The sequence below is a fragment of the Borrelia sp. A-FGy1 genome (genome assembly GCF_014084025.1).
In the GTDB taxonomy this organism is placed as follows: domain Bacteria; phylum Spirochaetota; class Spirochaetia; order Borreliales; family Borreliaceae; genus Borrelia.
In genome coordinates this window covers 677,605-703,449 of the sequence record NZ_CP043682.1, presented here as the reverse complement: position 1 = coordinate 703,449, position 25,845 = coordinate 677,605, and the positions used below count along the sequence as shown (strand labels likewise).

22 protein-coding genes are annotated in these 25,845 nt (G+C 28.0%); 10 read left to right on the top strand and 12 right to left on the bottom strand.

Annotated features, from left to right (window positions below; genetic code table 11):
* Positions 1-11: 11 nt before the first annotated feature.
* Complete coding sequence (gene gpmA, locus F0310_RS03245) at positions 12-758, bottom strand: 2,3-diphosphoglycerate-dependent phosphoglycerate mutase (RefSeq protein WP_182117508.1); 747 nt, start codon at positions 756-758, stop codon at positions 12-14.
* A 190-nt stretch (positions 759-948) separates the two neighbouring features.
* Between gpmA and rpiA the strand changes: the two genes are divergently transcribed.
* The gene (rpiA, locus tag F0310_RS03240) at positions 949-1,635 is read left to right on the top strand and encodes a ribose 5-phosphate isomerase A (RefSeq protein WP_182117507.1); all 687 of its coding nucleotides are present in this window, start codon (positions 949-951) and stop codon (positions 1,633-1,635) included.
* A 1,349-nt stretch (positions 1,636-2,984) separates the two neighbouring features.
* Here rpiA and F0310_RS03235 read toward each other — a convergent pair.
* The 6 genes from F0310_RS03235 to groL form a co-directional block, all read right to left on the bottom strand.
* A complete protein-coding gene (locus F0310_RS03235; protein ID WP_182117506.1) occupies positions 2,985-4,136 on the bottom strand; it encodes a hypothetical protein in 1,152 nt (383 codons plus the stop codon).
* Positions 4,137-4,159: 23 nt separating this feature from the next.
* Complete coding sequence (secF, locus tag F0310_RS03230) at positions 4,160-5,059, bottom strand: protein translocase subunit SecF (RefSeq protein ID WP_182117505.1); 900 nt, start codon at positions 5,057-5,059, stop codon at positions 4,160-4,162.
* Positions 5,043-6,803 (bottom strand): protein translocase subunit SecD, encoded by a 1,761-nt coding sequence (gene secD, locus F0310_RS03225; protein ID WP_182117504.1) that lies wholly within the window; start codon positions 6,801-6,803, stop codon positions 5,043-5,045. Before secD ends, secF begins: the two co-directional genes overlap by 17 nt.
* A 68-nt stretch (positions 6,804-6,871) precedes the next feature.
* Positions 6,872-7,180 carry a preprotein translocase subunit YajC gene (gene yajC, locus F0310_RS03220; RefSeq protein ID WP_182117503.1) on the bottom strand — a complete coding sequence of 103 codons (309 nt, stop codon included), beginning with the start codon at positions 7,178-7,180 and terminating at the stop codon, positions 6,872-6,874.
* Positions 7,181-7,195: 15 nt separating this feature from the next.
* Positions 7,196-7,492, bottom strand: a complete 297-nt coding sequence (locus F0310_RS03215; protein ID WP_182117502.1) for a hypothetical protein — start codon at positions 7,490-7,492, stop codon at positions 7,196-7,198.
* 43 nt (positions 7,493-7,535) lie between these two features.
* Positions 7,536-9,176, bottom strand: a complete 1,641-nt coding sequence (groL, locus tag F0310_RS03210) for a chaperonin GroEL (protein WP_182117501.1) — start codon at positions 9,174-9,176, stop codon at positions 7,536-7,538.
* 204 nt (positions 9,177-9,380) lie between these two features.
* Between groL and F0310_RS03205 the strand changes: the two genes are divergently transcribed.
* The 3 genes from F0310_RS03205 (at position 9,381) to F0310_RS03195 (ending at position 12,682) form a co-directional block, all read left to right on the top strand.
* Positions 9,381-11,078 carry a histidine kinase gene (locus F0310_RS03205; RefSeq protein WP_476577978.1) on the top strand — a complete coding sequence of 566 codons (1,698 nt, stop codon included), beginning with the start codon at positions 9,381-9,383 and terminating at the stop codon, positions 11,076-11,078.
* An 86-nt stretch (positions 11,079-11,164) separates the two neighbouring features.
* Positions 11,165-11,695 (top strand): transcriptional repressor, encoded by a 531-nt coding sequence (locus F0310_RS03200; protein ID WP_182117500.1) that lies wholly within the window; start codon positions 11,165-11,167, stop codon positions 11,693-11,695.
* 3 nt (positions 11,696-11,698) lie between these two features.
* Positions 11,699-12,682, top strand: coding sequence for an alpha/beta hydrolase (locus tag F0310_RS03195; protein ID WP_182117499.1), 984 nt, complete (start codon positions 11,699-11,701; stop codon positions 12,680-12,682).
* A 32-nt stretch (positions 12,683-12,714) separates the two neighbouring features.
* On the opposite strand, the gene F0310_RS03190 is transcribed toward F0310_RS03195, so the two are convergent.
* Positions 12,715-14,259 carry a PTS transporter subunit EIIC gene (locus tag F0310_RS03190; RefSeq protein ID WP_182117498.1) on the bottom strand — a complete coding sequence of 515 codons (1,545 nt, stop codon included), beginning with the start codon at positions 14,257-14,259 and terminating at the stop codon, positions 12,715-12,717.
* A gap of 48 nt (positions 14,260-14,307) precedes the next feature.
* Positions 14,308-15,003 carry an N-acetylmannosamine-6-phosphate 2-epimerase gene (locus tag F0310_RS03185; protein ID WP_182117706.1) on the bottom strand — a complete coding sequence of 232 codons (696 nt, stop codon included), beginning with the start codon at positions 15,001-15,003 and terminating at the stop codon, positions 14,308-14,310.
* A gap of 152 nt (positions 15,004-15,155) precedes the next feature.
* Between F0310_RS03185 and ylqF the strand changes: the two genes are divergently transcribed.
* From ylqF to F0310_RS03160, 5 genes are all read left to right on the top strand, one after another.
* Positions 15,156-16,001: a ribosome biogenesis GTPase YlqF gene (ylqF, locus tag F0310_RS03180; protein ID WP_182117497.1), complete on the top strand. Its 846-nt coding sequence runs from the start codon at positions 15,156-15,158 to the stop codon at positions 15,999-16,001.
* A gap of 97 nt (positions 16,002-16,098) precedes the next feature.
* Positions 16,099-17,154, top strand: a complete 1,056-nt coding sequence (locus tag F0310_RS03175) for an ABC transporter ATP-binding protein (RefSeq protein ID WP_182117496.1) — start codon at positions 16,099-16,101, stop codon at positions 17,152-17,154.
* Positions 17,144-17,950, top strand: a complete 807-nt coding sequence (locus F0310_RS03170; RefSeq protein ID WP_476577977.1) for an ABC transporter permease — start codon at positions 17,144-17,146, stop codon at positions 17,948-17,950. Before F0310_RS03175 ends, F0310_RS03170 begins: the two co-directional genes overlap by 11 nt.
* A 10-nt stretch (positions 17,951-17,960) precedes the next feature.
* Positions 17,961-18,752, top strand: coding sequence for an ABC transporter permease (locus F0310_RS03165; RefSeq protein WP_182117495.1), 792 nt, complete (start codon positions 17,961-17,963; stop codon positions 18,750-18,752).
* 28 nt (positions 18,753-18,780) lie between these two features.
* Positions 18,781-19,818, top strand: coding sequence for an ABC transporter substrate-binding protein (locus F0310_RS03160; protein WP_476577991.1), 1,038 nt, complete (start codon positions 18,781-18,783; stop codon positions 19,816-19,818).
* A 45-nt stretch (positions 19,819-19,863) separates the two neighbouring features.
* Here F0310_RS03160 and F0310_RS03155 read toward each other — a convergent pair whose 3' ends face one another.
* From F0310_RS03155 to zwf, 3 genes are all read right to left on the bottom strand, one after another.
* A complete protein-coding gene (locus tag F0310_RS03155; protein WP_182117493.1) occupies positions 19,864-21,216 on the bottom strand; it encodes a Na+/H+ antiporter NhaC family protein in 1,353 nt (450 codons plus the stop codon).
* A 27-nt stretch (positions 21,217-21,243) separates the two neighbouring features.
* Entirely contained in the window at positions 21,244-22,584 is a 1,341-nt protein-coding gene (locus tag F0310_RS03150; protein ID WP_182117492.1) for a Na+/H+ antiporter NhaC family protein, read from the bottom strand.
* Positions 22,585-22,795: 211 nt separating this feature from the next.
* The gene (gene zwf, locus F0310_RS03145) at positions 22,796-24,229 is read right to left on the bottom strand and encodes a glucose-6-phosphate dehydrogenase (RefSeq protein ID WP_182117491.1); all 1,434 of its coding nucleotides are present in this window, start codon (positions 24,227-24,229) and stop codon (positions 22,796-22,798) included.
* Between the two features lie 162 nt (positions 24,230-24,391).
* On the opposite strand from zwf, the gene F0310_RS03140 reads away from it, so the two are divergent.
* Positions 24,392-25,837 carry a nicotinate phosphoribosyltransferase gene (locus tag F0310_RS03140; protein WP_182117490.1) on the top strand — a complete coding sequence of 482 codons (1,446 nt, stop codon included), beginning with the start codon at positions 24,392-24,394 and terminating at the stop codon, positions 25,835-25,837.
* The last annotated feature ends 8 nt before the right edge of the window (positions 25,838-25,845 follow it).

Below are 25,845 nucleotides of genomic sequence, written 5' to 3'. Positions count from 1 at the left end.
AAATTCTTTATTTAGCCTAATTTTCCTTGATTAGCAACAGATTCCATAGCTGCCTTGATCTTATCTTTATCGCCCAAGTAATAATTTTTAATAGGCATTAAATTCTCATCAAGTTCATAAACCAAAGGAATACCAGTGGGAATATTAAGCCTTAAAATACTGTCTTCACTCATATTATCAAGATATTTGACAAGCGCTCTTAAAGAATTGCCATGAGCAGCTATAATAACTCTCTTGCCCTCAAGTACAGCTTTAGAAATCTTATCTGTCCAATAAGGAATAACTCTAGCTACAGTATCCTTTAAACATTCTGTCGAAGGAAGTGCACTTTTAGGAATATTTCTATATCTTAAATCATGTATTGGATGCCTCTTATCAGTCTCTTCCAAAGGCATAGGAGATACATCATAACTACGTCTCCAAACTAATACTTTATGTTCTCCATACTTTGCAGCCATATCAGATTTATTCAACCCCTGCAAAGCTCCATAATGCCTTTCATTAAGCCTCCAAGATTTCTCTACATCAATGTAAGATTGACCTAATTCACTCAAAATAATATTTAAAGTGTCATTTGCTCTTACTAATACTGAACTAAAAGCAATATCAAAAGAATAACCTTCTTGTTTAAGTACCTTACCCCCATTCAAAGCTTCAGTAATACCTTTTTCAGAAAGCTTAACATCAGTCCAACCTGTAAAAAGATTTTCTTTGTTCCATTCACTCTCCCCATGTCGAACTAAAACTAACTTATACATAAAATCTCCTAAGAAATACTTACAAAAATACCTTAAATATAAGATAACACAAAATAAAACTAATACTAGTAATAAAAGTAATAACTTTACCTCAATATATAACTAAATATAAAAATGATATTTAAAATTTTCCATTTATTAATTATCCTTAATGATATAATAATATTATATCATTAAGGATAATTAATAAATGGAAAATCAAAAAAAAATAGTTGCACAATATGCTATTGAGAATTATATAAAAAATGATATGCATATTGGAATTGGAACAGGAACAACTGTACTTTATGCAATTAAATACTTAATCAAAAAAATAAAATCCAAAGCCCTAAAGAATCTAAAGCTATATCCAACAAGTAGTAACACTAAATATTTACTTGCAAGTGAAGAAATCCCATATGTATCTAAATTTACAAAATTTAACAAAAATATAGACATCACAATTGATGGAGCTGATGAAATATTACTAGAAAAAAAAGCGTTAATTAAGGGTGGGGGTGGAGCACATTTAATGGAAAAGGTAGTAGCTTATAATTCTGAAAAGTTAATAATTATTGCAGATGAAACAAAAATCGTAAAATATTTAGGAGAAAAAAATTCTGTACCAATCGAAGTAGCTCAAGATTCTATTGAATTCATTATAGGTAGACTAAAAAAAATGAATTTTAATCCCATATTAAGGATGTGCAAACTTAAAGCAGGGCCAATAATAACCGACAATAATAATTATATCTTAGATGTAGCAATGGATATTAAAAATCCTGAAGGAGTTGAAAAATACTTCAAACTATTTCCAGGAATACTTGAAGTTGGAATCTTTAATCATAAAAACACTAAAGTTATATATTATCAAAATGGACAAATTAAAGAAGCTTAAATTCCAATTTAAAAGAGTTACTAATTAAATAGTCTGCAATTCACCTGCAAATAAGAACCCAATCTAAATCTTGAATATCGCATTTCATCTAAATAAATAATTTTATTATCAAAACAACTACCTTACTTAAAATGAAAAGATAGCTAATAAATTCAACAAAATTTTTTATTCATATATAAATGAATGACTCAAAAAGAGAAATAGCAAGAGCTTTTTAATTCTAAAATTTATTATAAAATGTAAATGAAAAAATTCTAGTTCACTTAATATCTCAAAAATCAAAAAATTCTTCCGCACTTAAAATATTATCTCCCTCCCCACCACCTAAATAAGATTAAGCTCTAAATATCCTAAATTACAATTAATCTAATGGATTCTATTTAAATCAAAATTTGAAATCTCAAAATTCATATGCCCATCATTTTCAAAAAATCAATAGCATAAAAACTAAAAATCTTCAGCTCCATGTTGATATTTAAATCAAAATACTCCATAAAAGCACTTATAATCATCTAAAACTTTAAAGAAACCACTTATTATATCATCCCTGACTATTCTAACAAAAATTATTCAAAATTTTTAAAATAGAAAATTTAATATATTAGGAAAGAATTTCAAAATTAAATTTATATAAATAAAATAAATATTTCCAGATCAAAAATAGAAAAATTATAAATAAAATCAGCTCTATAGAAAAAAGATTTTTACTTAAAATAAAACGTTTTAGTTTTAGGATAAACCAAATTTTAAATAAAAATAAAGAAAATAAACTTACTAAAGAAAAATTTATTAAAGAATCAATGAATTTTATTAATTCCTATTTTCTACTCATAAAAGAATAAACTATTATAGTTTTATAAACATAAATTACAATATAAAACCTTTCGATAAAGGATTTAAGAAAATTATATTAATATCTCATTATATAATGATTATTAGAAGTTAAACATTCCAAAACCTCAATAGAAACCAATAAATTAAAAATCAATAGTAAAGATATGATATTAATCTAAATTTTAGGTAAAGAAATATTTAATTATCAAGTTAAATATAACAAATTACAATAATTACAATTTAAAAAAATTTAAAAAATATTAATTATATCTATGGAAAGTAGATCTGGACAGTGAACCCTCTTTGAAACAATTAAAGAACAATAAAATTAAAAATACTAAAAGATATGAAAATGAAAAATCACTTATATTAAAAAGACTTGACAGCCAGCTCCTGCAAATATTACTAAAGGAGTTCTTAATTTAAAACTATCATAATAATAGAAATTAACAAAATAATTAATGACTATGAAGTAAGAAATTTATAAAAACTTTAAAAAGTATAACTTTAAAGGCCTAAGCAAATAAATGTTCAAAATTTTTTAAACTTTTCTCCCACTTAAGCTTAAGTTCTCCAAGTTTATTTACCTTAATTTCATATTCTCGAATACCTTCCTCAACATTGCTAAAACTTTTATTAATATCTATTGAACACTGAATAATATCGCCTTGACGAGGAGCAAGAGTAAAAAATGTAAACTTCCATCCTCCATTATTTATTGTAGATATTATTCTTTTTTGGAAAACATAATCTGAAATTAAAACAAGTTTTTGGAATTCTTTCCTACGCAAATAAATAAATTCATTCCATTCATTAAAAATAGCATCGGGTAGTTCATCCAATCCAATTTCAATAATACTATTTATTGACAAGAGTATATGAAGCGTTTCCAATAAATTTAAATAATAAGTTTCAAAACAATGAATAGTAATATCTAATAAAGAAACCTTAACAAGTAGCTTAGATATATCAAGGCTATGCTCTTTCATAATTTTTGATATTTTTTCTTTTGTATGCTCTATGATAAATTTCTTATGTGTTTCTTTAATATTTTTGTTCATTTTAATCTGCTCTACTTTTTCATAATAGTCACCGATTTCTTTATTAATTAAATTCAAATTGTTATTATTAGCTTCATTAGAAAAGAAATCAATCGTGCTTGTTAACCTTTCTAAAAATTCTTGCTTAATAAAAAAAGTAGCAATTTTTATGCAAGAGCATGATGTCCTACTTTTCTTATCGAATTCTTCTATTTTTTGCCTAATATCTACCCTAAAATTCAAATATTTAAGTTTATCTAATAATTTATTAAAAGTATCGTCATCGTCTAAAAGGATCTCACATTCCAAATCTAAAAGTTCAGATTCTGGATAATATTTTTTTATTAAATTTTTAATAAAATTTAAAGCATCATAAAAGATCTCCTTATTGAAATCTAAATTCTCATTTGATTTTGAAGGATTAGTAACAATTCTATTAATATCCTTATAGATCTTATCCAAAAATACAACTTTATCTTTAAGCAAATTAGCATCATTAATAAGGTTCGATTGTTGCTTATAAGAATAATAATTGATTAAACTATACCTAAAAATACTGAAATTGAGATGCTTTTGAAAGTCAAAAAATCTATAAAATCCCAACGAGCCAAAATCAAAAAACTTCATATCATCATATTATAACAAAAACATTATTTAATATTTTTATAAAGACTTAAAAGAATAGGAGATGCTATAAAAATTGAAGAATAAGTACCAACAACAACACCTACCATAAATATTAAAGAAAAATCCTTTACAGAACCCTCAGTAAAAATATAAATAGATAGAACAGCCATGAAAGTGGTGATAGATGTTAAAATGGTTCTTGAAAAAGTTTGCTTAATACTGATGTTTAAAACATTTAAAAATGAAATACCAATAAGTTTCTTAGAATTTTCTCTAATTCTGTCAAAAATAATTATAGTATCATTTAATGAATATCCAATAATAGTTAATATTGAAACAATTATTGAACTGTTTATCTCTATCCTAAATGTACCCAAAAAAGCAATCACAAATAATATATCATGTACTGTTGCAAATATTGATGCAACAGCATAACTCAACCTAAATCTTATCGTAACATAAACTAAAACAAGTGTAAATGTTAGACAAACCAAAAAAATTGATTTTTTCCTTAAAGCAGATGAAAAACTTGAATCAATAAAATAAGAATCAAGTATTTCAACATGAGCTTTATATTCTGTTTCTAACTTCTCAATTAAAGTGTTTTGTATTCCTTTTTTAAAAACATAATCAGTAACATCAAGCTTAACTATAATAGAAAAATGACTCCTATCATTATTATTAGAAATAATTTCATTTAATTCAAATGTTTTATAAACTGAAGATAATATTTTCTTAACTTCATCATCTTTAATATTCGGTTTATCTATAACAAAATTAATACTAACTCCTGAAGAAAAATCTACCCCCCAATTATATCCATCACGATACATAAAAGTAAAAATAAAGCCCAAAAAAATCACAAAAAAACTAACTACTAAAACCCTATTTCCATATTTTAAAAAATTAAATACTCTTTGCATAATCTAAACTCCAAGAGATACTTACATATTTGCTTTTATTACAAGAAACGATAACTTCTAAAATAAATCTTGAAAAGATTAAACTACTAAAAAGAGACGCTACAATGCCTACAGACAAAGACCATGCAAAACCTTGAATGACCCCTGTTCCAAAAAGAGTTAAAAATAGAACAGCAATAAAAGTTGTAACATTTGAATCCATTATTGCCCAAAAAGCCTTATTAAATCCATCCTCAAATGCTCTTTCAAACTTACGTCCATCCCTCATTTCTTCTTTAATACGCTCATAGACAATTATATTAATATCAACAGCCATACCCATAGTTAATACAAGACCTGCAATACTTGTAAGAGTCAAAGTAAAATTAAAAGCCGATAAAATAGCTAAGATTAAAAATGTATTATAAATAACTAAAGAAATTCCAGCTACAAAACCACTAACCTTATAATAAATAAACATAAATAAAAATACTAAAACAAGAGCAAGAAGCGAAGCCTTTGTACCAAGTTCAATTGTCTTTCGTCCAATAGTAGGACCAATAACTCTAAGATCATCTATTTTGATTTCAACTGGAAATGCCGCTGTTTTAAAAACAAGTGCAAGTTCATTGGCCTCACTCTTATTAAAAGAATCTCCCTGAATTGAAACATTACCGCCAGCAATAGCATAATTAATAATTGCCACTGATTTAATCTTGCCTTCCATAACCACAGCTAAAGCTTTACCAATATTCTTTTGGGTAAATTCAAAAAATTTTTCACTTCCCTCATGATCTAAATTAAATGTCACCATATCCCTACCATTTCTGTGATCGTTTGATATACCAGCATCCCTAATATGAATACCATCAAAAGTATTTTCAATACTAGAGTCAATAACATAATAACGAACACTAGATTCATCATCGACACCATAAGAATCTTTAATATACCAAGGGAAAATTTTCTTATTCTCTCCAAGATTCATACTTTCTTTAATTTCAAACACAGAAGAAAGAGGTCCAGCATCCAAAATTTTAGTATTAAGTATAGAAGTATTTTCATTGTCAACAACATAAAAAGTCAAATTACCCTTGCCACTCAAAAGAGAATCAACGCGATTTTCATTTTTTTCTCCCGGAATATCTAAAAAAATCTTACTTCCTCCTGCTTCTCTTGTAATCTTAGGTTCTGTAAGTCCAAAAGTATCTACTCTCTCTTTCAATATTCGCATTGTACGTTCAATAGACTCTTCCTTTTCCAAAGAACTCAAACTTCTTCCTAACTTCTTCTCAAGTCCCGAATAATCAAGAGAAATAGTAATGCTTATTCCTCCAGATAAATCAAGGCCAAGTTGTATTATTTTATTTTTATTACTCTTTATATTTTCATAATATTTATAAATTTCAAGGCTAAGTTCTTCGATATCAGAATCAGTTAAAAATCCATCTCGCAAATCCTTAATACTTGAAAATCTAGGGAAAATTTTCCCATAAGCTTTATAGTTATTCTTTGCAACTGGAATTAAATATTTTAAATCATCCGGAACCTTAGCATCCGGATTCTTTTGATATAATTCCTTAAGCATAACAAGAGCATCAAAAGCTTTTTTCTTGGAGTAATCTCTTAAAGCTTCCTTTGAATATGAACTAATTCTCTTATCTTCATCCCCTATAAAGAAATACCAATTTAAAGTAGGAGATATTAAAAGATAAGCAAAAAATGTCACAAGCAATATTAGTATAAATTTAGAGAGTCTATTCATTCAATATACCTTCATATTTTAATTTCAAATAAATTAACAAAATATAATATAAATTGCCTTATATTTATTTAGCTTTTACCTTTAATTCTTTCAGGAATAACTTTTTCAATTGAAGATTTTAAAAATCTAACATCAGAAGAGGAGTTCAATTCAAGAACAACTTCAGTATCACTAATCTTTTTGACTATTCCAAAAATCCCACTTACTGTTAAAACAGTATCGCCCTTTTTAAGGTTTTGCATCATTTCCTTTTTTTTCTTCTCTTCCTTTCTTTGAGGAGATATTACTAAAAACCAAAATATAGCAATTACAGGGATAAATACCAATAAACTCCTAAAAAAACTACTGCTATGACTAAATTCTTGCAATATAAACATAAAATCTCCCAACCTTTAAACATAAATAACTTTTATTTTAGAAATATTGTCAGGATATACTACTCCAAAGAGGAGCTTAAGCTCCTCTTTGTTACTATAATTAGACTTACTAATCTTATTGTACCACTTAATCAGATACTCAATAAGAAAATGATCATTCCTATAAAGAGCTTTACTAAAAGCACTCCTATAAAACCCAAGACCAAAAAGTTCTTCTACACTTTTATCTTTATGTTGCCTTAAAAGCTCCTTATCTACTATTGCCTTAGAGCCATCATATCCAATACAAAATACAAATTCATTCTCACTCAAATATAGCTCCTTAACATAATAACATAATAAAAGCGATTAAAGCTTACATCATTCCCATTCCAGGATCCATAGGATAACCGCCACCAGCGCCGCTACTGCTCTTTTCTTCCTTAACTTCAGTAATAGCACATTCTGTTGTTAAAAGTAATCCTGCAATTGAGGCTGCATTCTGAAGAGCACTTCTTGTAACCTTGGCAGGATCAATTATCCCACTCTCAATCATATTTACCCACTTAAATCCAGATGCATCAAAGCCAAGGCCCTTTTTCTCTGTTTTAATCTGATGAATATAAATAGAACTTTCAAATCCAGCATTAGAAATTATTTGCCTCATTGGCTCTTCAAGACTTCTCTTAACGATCTCAAACCCTTGCTTTTCTTCATAACTAAGCTTACTTGTATCAATAGTATCAAGATACATAGATACCTCAATAAGAGTAGCACCTCCTCCAGGAACAACACCTTCCTCAACAGCAGCACGAGTAGCAGACAAAGCATCCTCAACTCTATGCTTCTTCTCCTTAAGCTCAACTTCAGTGACAGCACCAACATTAATAACAGCAACACCACCAACAAGCTTAGCAAGACGCTCTTGCAATTTTTCTCTATCATATTCAGAACTTGTTTCTTCTATTTGTTTTTTAATAAGATCTGTTCTCTCTTTTATTTTTTCTTTATTTCCAGTGTTAATAATAGTAGTATTATCTTTATCCACCTTTACTGACTTAGCTTGTCCAAGTTGTTCAAGTTCAATATTTTCAAGAGTAAGTCCTAACTCTTCACTAACAAGTACTCCCCCAGTAAGTATTGCAATATCTTCAAGAATCGCCTTGCGTCTGTCTCCAAAACCAGGAGATTTGATTGCACAAACCTTTAAAGCTCCGCGAACACTATTTAAAACAAGAGCAGCAAGAGCATCTCCCTCAATATCTTCAGCAATAATTAACAAAGGTTTATTTGTATTTAAAACTTTTTCAAGAACAGGTAAAAGCTCCTTAATGGTACTAATCTTTTTTTCACATATCAAAATAAGAGCGTCATCAAAACTCACACTCATGTTTTCTTTATTTGTAGAAAAGTAAGGAGATAAATATCCTCTATCAAATTGCATTCCTTCAACATAAGAAATTGTAGTATCAAAAGTCTTTGACTCTTCAACAGTAATAACCCCATCCTTTCCAACTTTATCCATTGCTTCGGCGATTTTCTCACCTATTGAATTATCATTATTCGCAGAAATAGACGCTACCTGCGCAATTTCTTCCTTAGTAGTAATTTTCTTTGCAGACTTACGAATCTTATCCGCAGCTAAAGATACAGCATGATCTATACCCTTTTTTATTCCAATTGGATTAATACCAGAAGAAACATTCTTAAGTCCTTCTCTAGCAATTGCATAAGCTAGCACAGTAGCAGTAGTAGTCCCATCACCAGCTACATCATTAGTCTTAATAGCAACTTCTTTTAAAAGCTGTGCCCCCATATTCTCAAAAGCATTTTCAAGTTCAATTTCACGAGCAACACTAACTCCATCTTTAGTAACTGTAGGAGATCCAAATTTCTTATCAATTAAAACATTTCTCCCTTTAGGACCAAGAGTTACCTTTACAGCATTTGACAATTTTTCAATGCCGTTGAGTAAACTTTTCCTAGCATCTTCATTAAAATACATTTCCTTAGCCATAAACCTTACTCCTTTTAAGTATCAAAATTAAATTTAAACTTAACATTATAAAGTTAGCATAAACTTCATACATATCACTATAAAAATATAAAATTTTTTTATTCATTATTCAAGACTAAAATCACATAAATTAACTAACTAATAATTTACTGTAAAACAAATATCATTTACACTAATCTCATATATACTTATATAAGATTTCTTATGTTGTTTAAAAAATTTAGAAGCTCAAATACCTATATTGTTATTATCTCAATAACTGCATTTGCTGAAAGTAAATTGTATTCAATTTTATCAAATACAAAATACTTAATTGAAAATAAAAAGTTATATTATAAAATACATTGGACATTCCCAACATACTTTTTTGAAATTCTCAAATTAAATCCAGAATTAAATAAATGGTTTTTTAAAAGACTCAAAAATAATGAAGATATTTACATCCCAAGCACCTACAGTGGTAGTCCCCATGAATACATGTTGCATGATGAAATACATGTAGATATATATTGGGCTTTAAAAAATCCATTCAAAAGTGGATATAAAGACTTGTTCAAAGATAATCCACCTATGTTTTATGTGTATAAGATGGAAAAATTAAGAAAAAAAGTGCTTGAACTATATAAAAAGCTTAATTTTAACTACATAGAAGGAATAAGATACACAAAAAATAAGAAAAAGTATTTGGTTTTTTATAAAAATAATTGTCAATTCTTGTCTGAAATTCAAGATCCCGAAATACATAATAATCATATAAACACACTTCTTTATTTTCATGAAATTAAAGAATTATACAACAAACAAGAATTAAAGAATTTTTTACTTCCCTTAAAAGAACTAGATACTAAATCTTATAGCATAAAAATACAAAATTTAGAAGGTACCAAAATAGTAACAGATTTTCTAGAAATTCCAGAGTTTAATTCACTAAAAGAACAAGCACTAATTCTACAATTTCAAAATAAAAGACTAAAAGAATATCAAATAAATGAAAACTCTTTAAAAGAATTTTTAACTAATAAAATTTTTGAAAACCATTCAAACAGCCTAGAAGAATCTATTACAAGCAAAAATCTTGAATACAATATGGAGGGCAATTTTACACTATCTCACTCAAAATATAATGTAAAATTTGAAGAAGGAAAACTAAGCAAAATAAAACACAAAGAGAAAAAAGTAGAATTTTTAGCCTCTTGCAAAACCTATCTTAAAGTTTTATCAAAAAAAGATATTATTATTGAACCAACTATTGAAAGCTCATTTTCATTTTCAAATGAAAAAATTTTAGGTGTTAGACAATACTTAAATTTCAATACAAAAGAGAAATCAATTATTGATTTTTTTCTAGATGAAAATCTTGCATGTTTTTTTATAGCTATCAAAATAGTATGGCCTTCCGATATAAAATTAGATGACAAGCTTTTAAAAACAGCCAACAAAAATTACTTACTTGAATACTCAAGCCTAGAAATACCTATATTTGAAGTTAATAAAGAAACAAACCTAAAGATTACTGCAAGATATAATGATTATGACATTTACGAAAAAATTATTGAAACAAAAAAAGATATTAAAGGATATATTAACGGCACAGAATTTCTAATATCTAAAGGAAGTGACCAAAGTAGCAATTTCTTTATTAGTTTTTTACATATTGAAAAATACATTATATACACAATTAATTACAAAATTGAGAAAAGAGGAAATAAGAGATGGTTTATTTTAAATATAGGAGGCTCTTACAATATAATAAAAACAGAAGATTTAAATGATTATTCTTTAAGCTTGAATTTATTATTACTCCCAATGAATAATAACTTTGATAACAAAATAAAGATAAATTCAAAAATAAAAAACCTACTCTTCTATCCGAACATAAAAAATATGAAAATAAATAGCTGACAGTAGTAAAATCTCAATAAATCGTTATAAAATTATTTTATAAGGACATTAAAGTACTTAATCTTAAATAATAAAAGGTTTATTATATGGATAATGATACAATAGAAGTGCATTCCACTTTGGAAAAAGTAGGTATTACTAATGACCCTGTCTTGTTAAAAGCATTAACAACAGAGTTAGGAATGAAAGCTTCTCATTCAAGAAATAGGATAATTTTACATATAGCATCAAATCCAAGAGAATATTTTACAGCAAAAGAAATTTATAATAAGTTGATAACAGAAATACCAAGTTTGTCAAAGGCAACAGTATATAATACACTAAACATTCTAAAAGAACGCAATATTTTAAAAGACATAAAAACTACCGATCAGAAAGAAACAAGGTTTTATCTAAGTTTGTCTTCTACAATAGCTCACTTTAAGTGTAATAAATGCAAGCAAGTTTACCCTATACAGCTTGATGAGATAAAAGATATTCTGAAAGATAAACTTGGTGAAGAATGGAGAACTAAATCTATTGAGATCATCTATTCAGGAGCATGTAACAATTGCTCTCAGAAATTGAGCAAAGAAAGATTAAACACTTTTCACGACTTTAACCACAAGGAAAAATAATTTATGAACATCAAAAATGTTATTTTCATCTTTATATTTTTACTTCTCTTGATACTAGTCAGTCCAAGGGTAAAATTTAAAAATGAATTTATAAAAGTCAAAGTTCCTAATAAACTTGAAGAACTGGATCAATACTTATTGGTTGAAGAATCTAAGTTTAATTTAGAAGAAAATACAAAAAAAGAAATAATATGGAACAAAGGCAAAGAAATAACAAAATATTCTGTTGTTTATTTTCACGGGTTTGGGTCTTCTAAAAATGGGATTTATCCCGTTCCACATAACATAGCTAAAGCTTTAAATGCAAATATTTTTTTTGCAAGACTTAAGGGACACGGAATAGACGAAAAAGATGCTTTTAAAGGTGTTAAGACTCAAGACTGGTTAAGGGATATTGATGAAGCCATTCAAATTGGAAAACTAATAGGAAAAAAATTAATAATTATTGGAACATCAAATGGCGGAACTGCTGCTATTTGGGCATTAGAAACATACCCAACCGAAATACATTCTGCTGTTTTAGTATCTCCCAATATATCTCCTAAAGATAAGAAAACCAACTTAATTTACTATCCTTGGGGGCGCCAAATTGCATATCTTATAACAGGTGGATACAATAAGCCTAAAACAAGAGAAAGCAAAAGAATAGAACACGAAGTGATTAAACCCTTCCATTCAAAATTGCAACAAGTAGATTCAATAATTGCAATGATGGGACTTGTTAAGTTAATTAACTCACATGGATTTGATAAGATAAAAATCCCTATGATAATAATTTACCCACCGAAAGACCCAACGGTAGATTCTAATAAAATAAACCAGTTCATAAATGAATATGGAGGTTATAAAAAAGAAATACCTATTACTCTCATTGAAAGTTATCACTCTCATGTTCCTGTTGGGAATCATAGCTATAGAAGTGCTCAAAACACATCTTATTTCACAAAATATACAGTTGATTTTATTAAAAAGATAAAAAGCAAATAAAAATAAAAATTTGCCCTTTATCTGAATAAAACTTAATTATCAAGAATCTCTTCTATCTCATTCTTAAGTACGCTAACTCCAGGCCCATAAATTACTTGAATTCCACTATCCTTAACAATAACTCCCTTTGCTCCAGTACTCTCCAAAATATTTTTTAAAACATTCATAGGATTTTTTACAGTAACTCTAAGTCTTGTAGCACAACAATCAAGTTCAACAATATTGTCAGCACCACCAAGACCTTCAATCACTTGAGATGCAACATTTCTATCACTGAATTCTTTTAAGGAAGAAGATGGACTATTAGAATCTAAGATATCTTCTCGTCCTAGAGTCTTATAGTCAAATTTAGATATCAAAAAAGAAAAAATGACGTAATATAAGAAAAACCAAAAAACACCTATCATCGGAACTAATATCCAATTTGTTCTTGAATTCCCTTGTAAAATTCCAAAAAGAACAAAATCAATAAATCCTCCTGAAAAAGTCTGTCCTATTGTAATTTCGAAAATATGAGAAAGCATAAATGCAAACCCATCAAACACAGCATGTATTATATAAAGGACTGGAGCTACAAATAGAAAAGAAAATTCAAGAGGTTCAGTAATTCCTGTTAAAAATGAAGTCAAGGCTGCTGAAAGCAAAAGTCCAAATACTTTAGTTCTTTGACTAGGCTTTGCAAGTCGATAAAGAGCCAAAGAAGCCCCGGGTAATCCAAACATCATAGTAATAAATCTTCCGCTCATAAAACGACTTGTTCCAACAAAAAACCTATCAGTACCTTGAGCTGCAAGTTCAGCAAAAAAAATGTTTTGAGTTCCTTCCACTAATTTACCATTAACTATCTCAGAACCACCAAGACCAGTTGTCCAAAAAGGTAAATAAAATATATGATGAAGACCAAAAGGTCCAAGCATTCTTAAAAAAACACCATAAATTAGAGTACCAATATAACCTGTTGAATCTACTAAAATACCTACTTTACTAATTCCAGACTGCATAAATGGCCAAAAAATAAACATAAATACAGCAAGAAGAATACTTGAAAAAGAAACTACTATCGGTATAAACCTAGATCCTGAAAAAAAACCAAGAACTCTTGGTAGTTCAACCTTATTAAACTTATTATGAAGATAATAAGTTAATATACCAACAACAACTCCCCCAAAAACACCTGTCTCTAAAGTTCTAATCCCAAGCACTAACCCAACAGCTCCACTTGAAAGAACTTCTTCTTTTCCTGACATATCAACTAAAATACCAATAGTAGAATTCATAACGAGATATCCAATAAAAGATGCAAGTCCTGCTGTTCCCTTGTCTGATTTTGCAAGTCCAACAGCAACTCCAATTGCAAATATCGGAGCTAAATTAACAAAAATAATAGCACCAGCCGTACTCATTACCTTAAATACTGATTGCAAGAAAAATATATCTAAAAAAGAATATGCACTAACAGTAGCAGGATTAGATAAAGATCCTCCAATCCCTAAAAACAACCCCGCCGCAGGAAGAATAGCAATAGGCAACATAAAAGAACGTCCAAATTTTTGAGCATTCTCAAAAAATTTTCCCATAAAAACTCCTATTTGTCTAAAAAGACACAATAAACAATATAAATATTTTCAAATTTTTCTAACCTCATTTATCTTCTTAATAAAACTTTTTGTAATTTCCATAGGCCTTGTAATAGCACTTCCTACAACAACAAAAGAAACTCCCAACTCAAATATTCTCTTAGCCTTAAGAGGCGTATCAATTTTACCCTCAACCACTAATTTTGACTTAAAGTTATATTTAAGTAATTCCTTTAAAAAGTAAAAATCATCATCAGCAATATTTAACCCATCAGTATCTTTTGTATATCCATACAAAGTAGTACCAACAAAATCAAACCCAAGTTTATCCGCATTAATAGCTTCTTCCAAAGAACCAATATCTGCCATTAAGGGTTGATTTGGATATTTAGCTCTAATTTTATTAAAAAATTCAGATAACAAAAGTCCATCGGGACGTTTTCTTAGGGTAGCATCAAGCGCGATGACATCAACTCCTTCCTTACATAGTTCGTCAACTTCTCTAATAGTAGGCGTAATAAAAACAGGAGAATGATCATAAACTCTTTTAATAATTCCTATTATCGGTAAATCAACCTCGGTTTTTATTTTATTAATATCTCCCACTCCATTTGCTCTAATTCCAACTGCACCACCCATCTTTGCTGCTAAGGCCATCTTAGACATAATAAAACTACTATGCAATGGCTCATCTTCAAGAGCCTGACAAGAAACAATCAAACCCTTCCTAATATCTCTTTTAATATTTAACCTCCTTATAAACTAACCTTTTATAAAAATTTTAAAGCATAATCCATAACTATATAATTTTTTTAAAAAACATAATTCATTATAGATTTAAGAACACAAAAATACAAAAATTTTATATCTGAATCAAATTAAACTATAATTTAAAAATGTCAAATAAAATAAATTGGTTCCCTGGTCATATGAAAAGGGCTTTAAAATTAATCAATAAAAATCTTAAAATAACAAATATTGTATTAGAAATACTTGATGCCAGAGCCCCACTTAGCAGCAAAAATCCACTAACAGAAAAAATAATTAAAAACGCAAAAAAGGAAAAAATAATACTTCTAAACAAATCAGATCTTGCTTTCGAAAGAGAAATTTTAAAATGGAAATTATATTTCGAATCCCTTGGTAATAACGTGATAATTAGCAATATTTACAAAAGGGGAATGAAAAAACAAATCATAGAAATCATAAAAAAAACAGCAAGCGTTAAGACAATTAAAACTTACACAGAAAAGATAAAAGTCTTAGTAATTGGAGTCCCAAATGTTGGAAAATCATCAATAATTAACCTATTGGTAGGGCGAAAAAGTACAAGTGTTGCAAACAAACCAGGACATACAAAAAATATACAAATCATTAAAATAAATGAAGAAATTAATATTTTTGATATGCCAGGGATATTATGGCACAATCTAGAGGACCAAGAGATTGCAAAGAAATTAGCAATACTAGACATGATAAAAGAGAAAATAATTATAGACAATACTGAACTTTCAATCTATTTAATCAAAGAAATGCACAATAGTAATAAAAGAAAATTATTGGATAAATATAATATAGTCTCAACAGATTCACTTCAAATTTTAAATGAATTTGCAAAAGCAAGAGGATTTATAAATAAAAATTGCAAAATAGATATTGAAAAAGCATCAAAAACACTAATAAAAGAATACAGAGAAGGTAAATTTGGAAAAATTATACTTGATACTAAATTGCCAAAATAACATTAAATAAAAATTATTTACATAAGAATTAATATAAAGTATAATCTACTCTCATGCAGTTTATTGATGTATGTATAAAAAGGGAGGGTACCATTAGTTGAATAATCTTATCTTAGAGATTAAAGGCTTAAGTCATTACTACACTGATAGTAGTAATAAAACTCTAGATAAAATCAATTTAAAAATCAAAAAAAATGAATTTATTACCTTACTTGGTCCATCAGGATGCGGAAAAACCACACTTATTAAAATAATAGGAGGTTTTTTAAATCAAAATGAAGGTGAAGTCTACTTCTTATCAAAAGAAATTTCAAAAATTAGTCCTAATAAAAGAGAGCTTAATACTGTATTTCAAAATTATGCATTATTTCCGCACATGAATGTTTTTGACAATATTTCATTCGGCCTTAGAATGAAAAAAATAAACAAAAATTTAATTAAAGAAAAAGTAAAATCATCTCTTTCTTTAATCGGAATGCAAAAATTCGCTTATAGAAATATCAATGAGTTATCTGGAGGACAAAAACAAAGAGTTGCAATTGCAAGGGCAATAGTTATGGAGCCTAAACTTTTATTATTAGATGAACCATTATCTGCACTCGATTTAAAGATGAGGCAAGAAATGCAAAGAGAACTTAAAAACATACAAAGAAAACTCGGAATCACTTTCATTTATGTCACTCATGATCAAGAAGAAGCCTTAACAATGAGCGACAGGATAGTAGTAATGAATGAAGGGGTTATTCTTCAAATTGGAACGCCTGAAGAAATTTACAACGAACCCAATACAAAATTTGTAGCTGATTTTATTGGAGAAAGTAACATTTTTGACGGAACATATGAGAAAGAATTTGTCGTTAATATGTTTGGAAAAAATTTTGAATGCCTCGACAAGGGATTTTATAATAAAGAACCTGTTGATCTTGTAATAAGACCAGAAGATGTAAAAATACTGCCCAAAGGCAGAGGGCATTTAAGTGGGATAGTAACCTCAGCAATATTTCAAGGTGTACATTACGAAATGACACTAGAAATCGAAAAATCCAACTGGTTAATTCAAAGTACAAAGCTTACAAATGTTGGTGAAGAAGTTGATATATTCTTAGAACCTAATGACATTCATGTAATGGGCAAAAATAATAATGATAAATAGAATAACATTAATTTTATATACTCTATTCTTATCCATATTTATTATAATACCACTTCTAATAATAATAACCTTAGGCTTTCTTAATGAAAGCAATGAATTCACATTTGAAAATTTTAATAGACTGTTAGAACCAAGCTACCTAAGAATTTTTTCAAGAAGTACTAAGCTTGCATTAATTTCAACCATTTTTTGTATTCTAATAGGATACCCTACAGCTTGGTTCATCTCAATATCAAAAAAAAATACTCAGAATATTCTTATTATAATGATAATACTTCCTATGTGGATTAACACTCTAATTAGAACTTATGCCTGGATAAAAATATTAGGAAAAAATGGAATTATCAATAACCTACTTAAGGTAATTGGACTAACCAACATAGATTTAATCTACAATGAACAAGCTGTAATAATTGGAATGGTATACAATTTTTTACCATTTATGGTTTTGCCAATTTATACAGGACTTTTAAAAATTAAACGTGAATACATTGAAGGAGCAAGAGATCTTGGTGCAAGAATGTGGCATATCTTGCTGTATATAAAGATGCCATTAACACTATCTTACCTTGCTACAGGAATAATTATGGTATTTATCCCCTCAATTACAGTATTTATTATCTCAGACCTATTAGGTGGCTCTAAACAAATTTTAATTGGAAATCTAATCGAAAAACAATTTTTATTTGTAGAAGACTGGAATACTGGAGCTGCAATTTCATTTATTGTAATGATAGTAATATTAATATTTAATCTTACAATACTTAAATTAATGCAAAAAAACAATGTAGAATAAGGACATCAATATGCTTAATATTTTAAAAAACACTTTTTTATTCTTTACATTTGGATTTATTTATTCACCCATAATAATTCTAATAATTTACTCTTTTAATGCAGGCGATCATGGATTTTTTTGGCAAGGATTTAGCTTAAAATGGTATAAAGAAGTTTTTGTATCACAGCAAATAAAAACCGTAATATATAATACTCTAACCGTAGCAATAATATCATCCCTAATATCTGTTATAATTGGCATTCTAGGAGCTTATAGTATCTATAAAACCAAAAATAAAAGAATCAAAATAATTTTGTTATCAATTAACAAAATACCAATAATTAACCCTGACATCGTAACAGGTATTAGTTTAATGACATTTTATTCAGCTATAAAAATACAATTAGGATTCACTACAATGTTAATGTCCCACATAATGTTCTCAACGCCTTACATAGTAATAACTATTCTACCCAAGCTATATTCACTTCCGGAAAATATTATTGATGCAGCTCGTGACCTCGGAGCATCAGAAAGTCAAATATTTAAAAACATAATATTTCCAGAAATAATTGGAAGTGTGATAACAAGTGGTCTTATTGCATTTACATTATCTGTTGATGATTTTTTAATATCTTTTTTTACAACAGGACAAGGCTTCAACAATTTATCAATACTTATAAATTCTTTAACAAAAAGAGGAATAAAGCCCATCATAAATGCAATTTCTTCTATGTTATTCTTTGTAATACTTATTCTTTTATTCATAATTAATAAATTTGTAGGAATTAAAAAATTAACAGCAGACACAGAAATTTAAACAAAAGGAGTTTAAAATTTTGAAAAAGATACTATCAGTACTAATTTTAATAGTTATATCTTGTTCTTCTAGAGAGAAAAAAGATACTCTTAATATTCTCAATTGGGCAGAATATATCGATGAAAACTTATTAGTTCAATTTGAAAGAGAAAATGATATAAAAATAAATTATGAAATTTTTAATAATAACGAAGAAATGATGGCTAAATTTAACAATATAAAAGGTTATTACGATATAATAGTGCCCTCAGAATATTTGATTGGTGAATTAGCAAGTGAAAATAGAATTGAAAAAATAGATCACTCAAAATTACCAAATGTAAGAGATAATATCTTAGAAGAGTTCACAAACTTAGAATATGATCCTGGCAATACTTATTCAATACCTATGTTTTGGGGAGTAATGGGAATACTTTACAACAAATCAAAAGTCAATATAAAAGATATGAAGGGATTCGACATATTATTTAATGAAAAATATAGCAAAGAAATTGCAATGTTAGACTCTCCAAAAGAAAACATTGGAGTTGCTCTCAAACAACTTGGTTATTCCTTCAATGAACATGATATATCTAAAATAAAAGAAGCTGGAAAGATTTTAAAAAAACAAAATTCCTTATTAGTAGGCTATTTCTCAGATATTGCTGCAAAATCACTCATACTTAATGGTGAAGTGTCTATCCAACTAACATGGAGCGGAGAAGCACAAGATGCAATCATAAAAAACCCAAATCTAGATTTTTATGCCCCTGCAGACACAAATCTTTGGATTGATGCAATAGCAATTCCATCAGATGCTCCTCATAAAGAACTTGCCTATAAATTTATTAACTTTCTTTATGAAAATGAAGCATCTTATTCAAATTTTCAAGAAACAAGATATAATTCGCCAAACAAAAATGTATTTATTCGATTAAAAGAAGAAGCAAAAAATAATAATAAAATAAAACTGTATTTGGAAGAAAAATTTCTTCCAAAAGATTTTTCAAAATTAGAAGTATTTAAACAGATCCCTAAAGAAGTAAAAGAAGAACAACTAAAAATATACATAGAATTAGCTTCATAAGCACCAATACCCAAAAAGGGGAACAAATTTTTTTAAGGTTATTTCTTACACTTTAGAAAAACGCAAAAATAATTCTCTAATCCCAAATCCAAATATAGATAAAATAATTATAATACCTAAAAATGTCTGATAAAATAAAAATGAAATTATATCAATTGGAGATATAGTCCCCTTTGCAAATTTTATTATACTTATCATGTGCATGCTGTACGGCAAAGCTCCTATTAAAGCACAAGAAGAAGCCGAAAGCAAGGCAGCACATCTCTTAGGACAAACTGAATTATTTTCAGATATATCTTTAGTAAAAGCCCCATTAACCAAAATAGCAAGACCACTATTCGCAAGAAATCCTGTTATCATAATTATTAGAAAAGTAACTGTAAATTCAGCACTCCTTTTACACCTAGCAAAACGCTTTAACTTATTTAAAACCCATTCAAAACCTCCATGTCTAATAGTCATATAGGAAACTCCTCCTGTAAAAATGACAAGAATAAGCATATCACTCAAATCTAAAAGACCCTTATTAATATTTTTAGCCATTGAAAGTAAGGTTAAATTACCATAAAAAATACCAATGCCGCCAGCAATCAATATTCCAAGAAATAAAACTAAAAATACATCCACACCTAAAAACGCAAAAGTTATAACAAAAAGATAAGGAAGAACCTTTAAATAATTAATTTCACTAAGCTCACCTACAAAATTAATATTTTCAACAGATGAGCCTACAATAGCAAAAGCTATTGTTGATAAAACGGCAGCAGGAATTGTCAAATAAGCTCCACTTTTAAAAACATCTTTAACTTTAACTCCTTGAGTACGACTTGCAATAATAATTGTATCTGATATCAAAGACATGCTATCACCAAAGGCACCTCCTCCAAGCACAGCACCTGCAACAATCGGTAATGGAATTCCACTTTTATTTGCTACCTCGAGTCCTATCGGAGTAATAGCTACAACAGTACCCATAAAACTACCAGTTGAAGTAGAAAGAAAAAGGCATATTAAAAATATGCCTGCTACCAATAAATTAGAAGGTATATATTTAAGTCCAATATTAGCTACCGTCTCAATACTACCTATCTCATTACAAAGATTAGAAAAAACACCAGAAATCATAAATATTAAAGAAATAAATATAATATCAAACTGAGCACATCCTTTAATAAATTCATTTATCTTATATGTAAATGAACCCTTAAAGAGAAGAAAAGCTACAATAACACCTAACAACATAGCAACTATTGGTGGCATATGATAAAAAGCCATTTTAACACCTTGAATTTTTAAAATTACTCCCGTTCCAATATATATAAAAATAAAAACAAGAAAGGGAATAAGACCTAAAAAATTTGGCTTTATATAAACATTAGTAGTATCCGTAGTATCCATTTAACCTCCTACGCTAATCAAATAAATCTAATTCTTAGTAAAAGCCCAAGAAAAATTTTTAATATCAAGACCAAACATAGATAAAATTACAAAAATTAATAAAAATAATTGATAAATTAAGAATGATATAACACCTATAGGAGAAACAAGACCATCAAAAATTCCTATTAAAACAATCATTTGTGCTCCATAAGGAATAAAACTCTGAAAAACACAAGAAAATATATCCAAAAGAGAAGAACTTCTATAAGAAGGTATTTTATTCTTAACAGATATCTCTTTTACAACCCTACCACAAATAAGAATAGCTATAGTATTATTAGCTAAAAAAATATCAAAAATAGAAACAAGTAAAGCAATCGCAAATTCTGCAGAACGTCTGCCTCGTATTAAAGTCATAAGCTTAACTAAAATCCACTTAAATCCTCCATTTTTAATGACAATAAAAGAAACTCCTCCCGTCAGCATTGATAGAAAAATTAAATCACTCATGCCTATAAACCCCTCACTAATTTTTTTCATCACATATAAAAATTGCAAATTTTCATAAAAAATACTAATAACACTTACAAATACAATACCCATAAATAAAACAAAAAAAACATTTAAGCCTAAAAGAGACAAAATAATAATAACAAGATAGGGCACTACTCTAATCAAATCTACTGAACTACTAAACAAAGATTCTATATTAGATAAATTATTTGAAAGAAAATAAAATCCAAAAAAAGTAAGTATAGCTGAAGGAAAAGCATATATAGAACTAGTCTTAAAAAGATCTATAATTTTACTGCCCTGAGTACGACTTGAAACAATAGTTGTATCTGATATCAAAGAAAGATTATCTCCAAATACAGAACCACACATAACAGCAGCAGCCATTAGATTTAAATTAATACTGACCTTACTTGCAATCTCAAAAGCAATAGGAGCAATAGCTACAATTGCTCCTACAGAAGTTCCTGATGAGAAAGAAATAAAACAAGTAACTAAAAATATCCCCGAAATAATCCACCTAGAGCCTATATATTTAAGCCCAATATTAGCAGCCGACTCAACACTACCTATTTCTTTACAAAGAGTAGAAAAAGCACCTGCCAATAAAAAGATAAGACACATCAAAATAATGTCATACTGAGAAGCACCTTCAACAAAACTATGAATTTTATCTTCAAATTTTCCTTTAAAACCAAAAAATCCTGTAATAGATGCAATAAGCATTGCAACACTTGCAGGAAGCTGATAAAAAGCCATTTCTATACCTATAAATTCTAAGTAAATTCCAGTTCCTAAATAAATTACAACAAAAACAATAAAAGGCAATAGCCCTAAAAAACTCAGTTTAACATTAACATCAAAATTCTTCATACAAAACATCCTTTAAATCCAAAATAGTAAATCAAATAAATTAATTACTTACAATCTAACAAATATATTTTCATAATTGTATAACAATTAAATCAATATTTTAGTATTTATTAAAAATAACGAATTTTGATTCAAAACAAATTAACAAACTGCATTACAATTATCATTTAAAAACTCTTTTATTTTTACATTAAATATTTAAATTTATTATTTACATACTGCGCCAAAAATGACCCTTTCCCAAAATCATATTTGCCTGTGGTGGTCCCTCAGATCCATAAAAATAATTCCAATTCTTAACATTTTCCCATTTATTAAGAATGTCTGATACAAATTCCCAAGAACTATCAATCTCATCATTACGAGCATACAAAGTTTTATCTCCTAAAAATGCATCAAGAAGCAAACGCTCATAAGATTCTCCAAAAAATTTACTAAATGAAGAATGATAAGAAAATTCCATATTGGCTTCCTGCATTTCATAATTATATCCTGGTCGCTTAGTATTAAACTTAATTTCAATTCCATCTCTTGGTTGAATTCTAAAAATCAAAGCATTTGACATATTATTTAAGCTAGTGTTAAAGAGAGTAAAATCAGGTTTTTTAAATTGAATATATACTTCTGAAAATTTTCTTACAAGTGCTTTTCCAGTTCTAATATAAAATGGTGTTCCAGACCAACGCCAATTATTAATAAATACTTTCATTGCTAAATAAGTTTCAGTATTTGAAGCTTTTAAAAATTCTGCTTCTTCTCTATACCCTTTCTTTAAAAATCCCTGTACTCGAGAACTCACGTACTGTCCTCTAATAATATGATTTTCAATTTCATCTTTTTTGAATTTTTTCAAGCTTTTTAAAACCTTAACCTTCTCATCATGAATAAAATTCGCACTAAATCCAATAGGTGATTCCATTGCAATAAGACTTAAAAGTTGCAAAATATGATTTTGAAACATATCTTTCAAAGCACCTGAAGAGTCATAATACTCAAATCTACCATCAACTCCTACTTCTTCAGCTACTGTGATTTGGACAAAATCTATATAGCGATTGTTCCAAATATTCTCAAAAATGGAATTCCCAAATCTAAATGTAAAAATATTTTGAACCGTCTCCTTACCCAAATAATGATCTATCCTATATATTTGATCTTCTTTAAAAACAGAATAAAGAAGTGAGTTTAAATACCTAGCTGCATCAAGACTGTTACCAAAAGGCTTTTCAAGAATAATCTTAGAATATGAACCAGTACCATTTAATGAATAAGGCTTTAAATTTTCAATTATTACACCATAAAATTCAGGAGAAGTTGAAAGATAATATACTATATCTTTTTTCTCCCCCAAAAGATTAAACAATCTAGAATAAGCCTCATCTTCTTTAAAATCTCCTGATAAATAAATAAAAAACTTCAAAAAATTATCTACTAAAGCTATTTCCTCTTCTTGCCACAAAGAATCTTTAACATAAAGTCTAAATTCATCATCAGTAAAAGTTGTACGTGAAAATCCAATAATCCTAAAATTGCTAATATAGCCATCCTTATATAAGCTAAAAAGAGAAGGAATAAGTTTCCTTCTTGATAAATTTCCAGTAATTCCAAATATTACAATATCAAAATCAGATATATTCTTTACCATCGCAAAATATCTCCAATAAAAATTATACTATTATCATCAAGCCAAAAACTATAGACTGATTTTAAATAAAAAATTATATATTATTTAATATTCAATTTAAGGGATATTTAAGCAAGACTATATATTAAAAAGCAAATATTAGCATGGTGTATAATGTAGAAAATGAATAACATGTCCTTATTTACAGACTTTTATGAACTTTCAATGATGAATGCTTATTTTGTAAAAAATATCAATCCAAAATCAAAATTTGAAATGTTTTTTAGAAAAACTCCATTTAAAAATGGATACATAATTCTAGCAGGAATGCAAACATTAGTTAATATTCTAAAAGAACTTCATTTTAAAGAAGAAGAGATTGAATATTTAAAAACACTAAACCACTTTGATAAGAAATTCCTAAACTACTTAAAAACACTTAAGTTAAACATAAAAATAACCTCAATAAAAGAAGGAAGAATTGTTTTTCCTTATGAACCCATACTAATTGTTGAAGGAAACTTAATAGAGCTTTTACTTATAGAAGGACTTATTTTAAACATCATAAACTTTGAAAGCCTTATCGCAACTAAAACATCAAGGATTAAAGAAGCTGGAGCTCAAATTTTAGCTGAGTTTGGTCTTAGACGAGCCCAAGGAATTAATGGGGCCCTTTCTGCAAGTAAAGCTGCCTATATAGGAGGTGCTAATTTTACAAGCAACGTGCTTGCAGGATATAAATATAATATTCCTGTTGCTGGAACAATGGCTCACAGCTGGGTAATGAGCTTTAAAAGCGAAGAAGAAGCTTTTTGGGAATATGCAAAAATATATCCACATAATGTAAGTTTGCTTATTGACACTTATGATACACTTAATAGCGGGCTTAAAAATGCAATAAAAGTATTTAAGTCTCTAAAGACAAAGGAAAGCCAAAATTTCTCTGTCAGAATTGATAGCGGAGACCTTGAATACTTAAGTAAAAAAGTAAGAAGAGAACTTAATGAGAACGGATTATATGAAGTCAAAATAATTGTATCTAACGAACTAGATGAAGAGATTATTATGTATCTAAACTCAATTAATGCTCCCATTGATTTTTGGGGAGTAGGTACCCATTTAGTGACTGCAAAAGGAGATCCAAATCTCTCAGGAGTGTATAAAATGATATCAATTAATCAAAATGGTGAATTTATACCCAAAATGAAAATATCAAATAATATCGAAAAATCAACACTACCCTCCACGAAAGGAATTGCTAGGGTATACTCTAATGAACAAATGATTTTTGACTTAATCTTTTTAAAAGAAGAAGAAGAAGAGATAAAAGAAATATTATCTTCTAAAAAAAAATTAACAATTTATCACCCCTTACAAGAAAATATGTTCAAAGAAATAAAAACATATGAAAACTTTGAATTTTTAATAAATACTAGCTTTGAAATTAATAAAATGAATCAAATATCAGAAATAAGTCTAGAACATCTAAGGCATAGAGCTCAAAATGATCTTAATCAAATTGATCATACATATAAAAGAATAATAAATCCTCACATATATAAAGTAAGTATTACAGAAAACTTAAAAAATTTAAGAAATAAACTAATTAAAGAAAGTAAAACTATATAAACTAATTT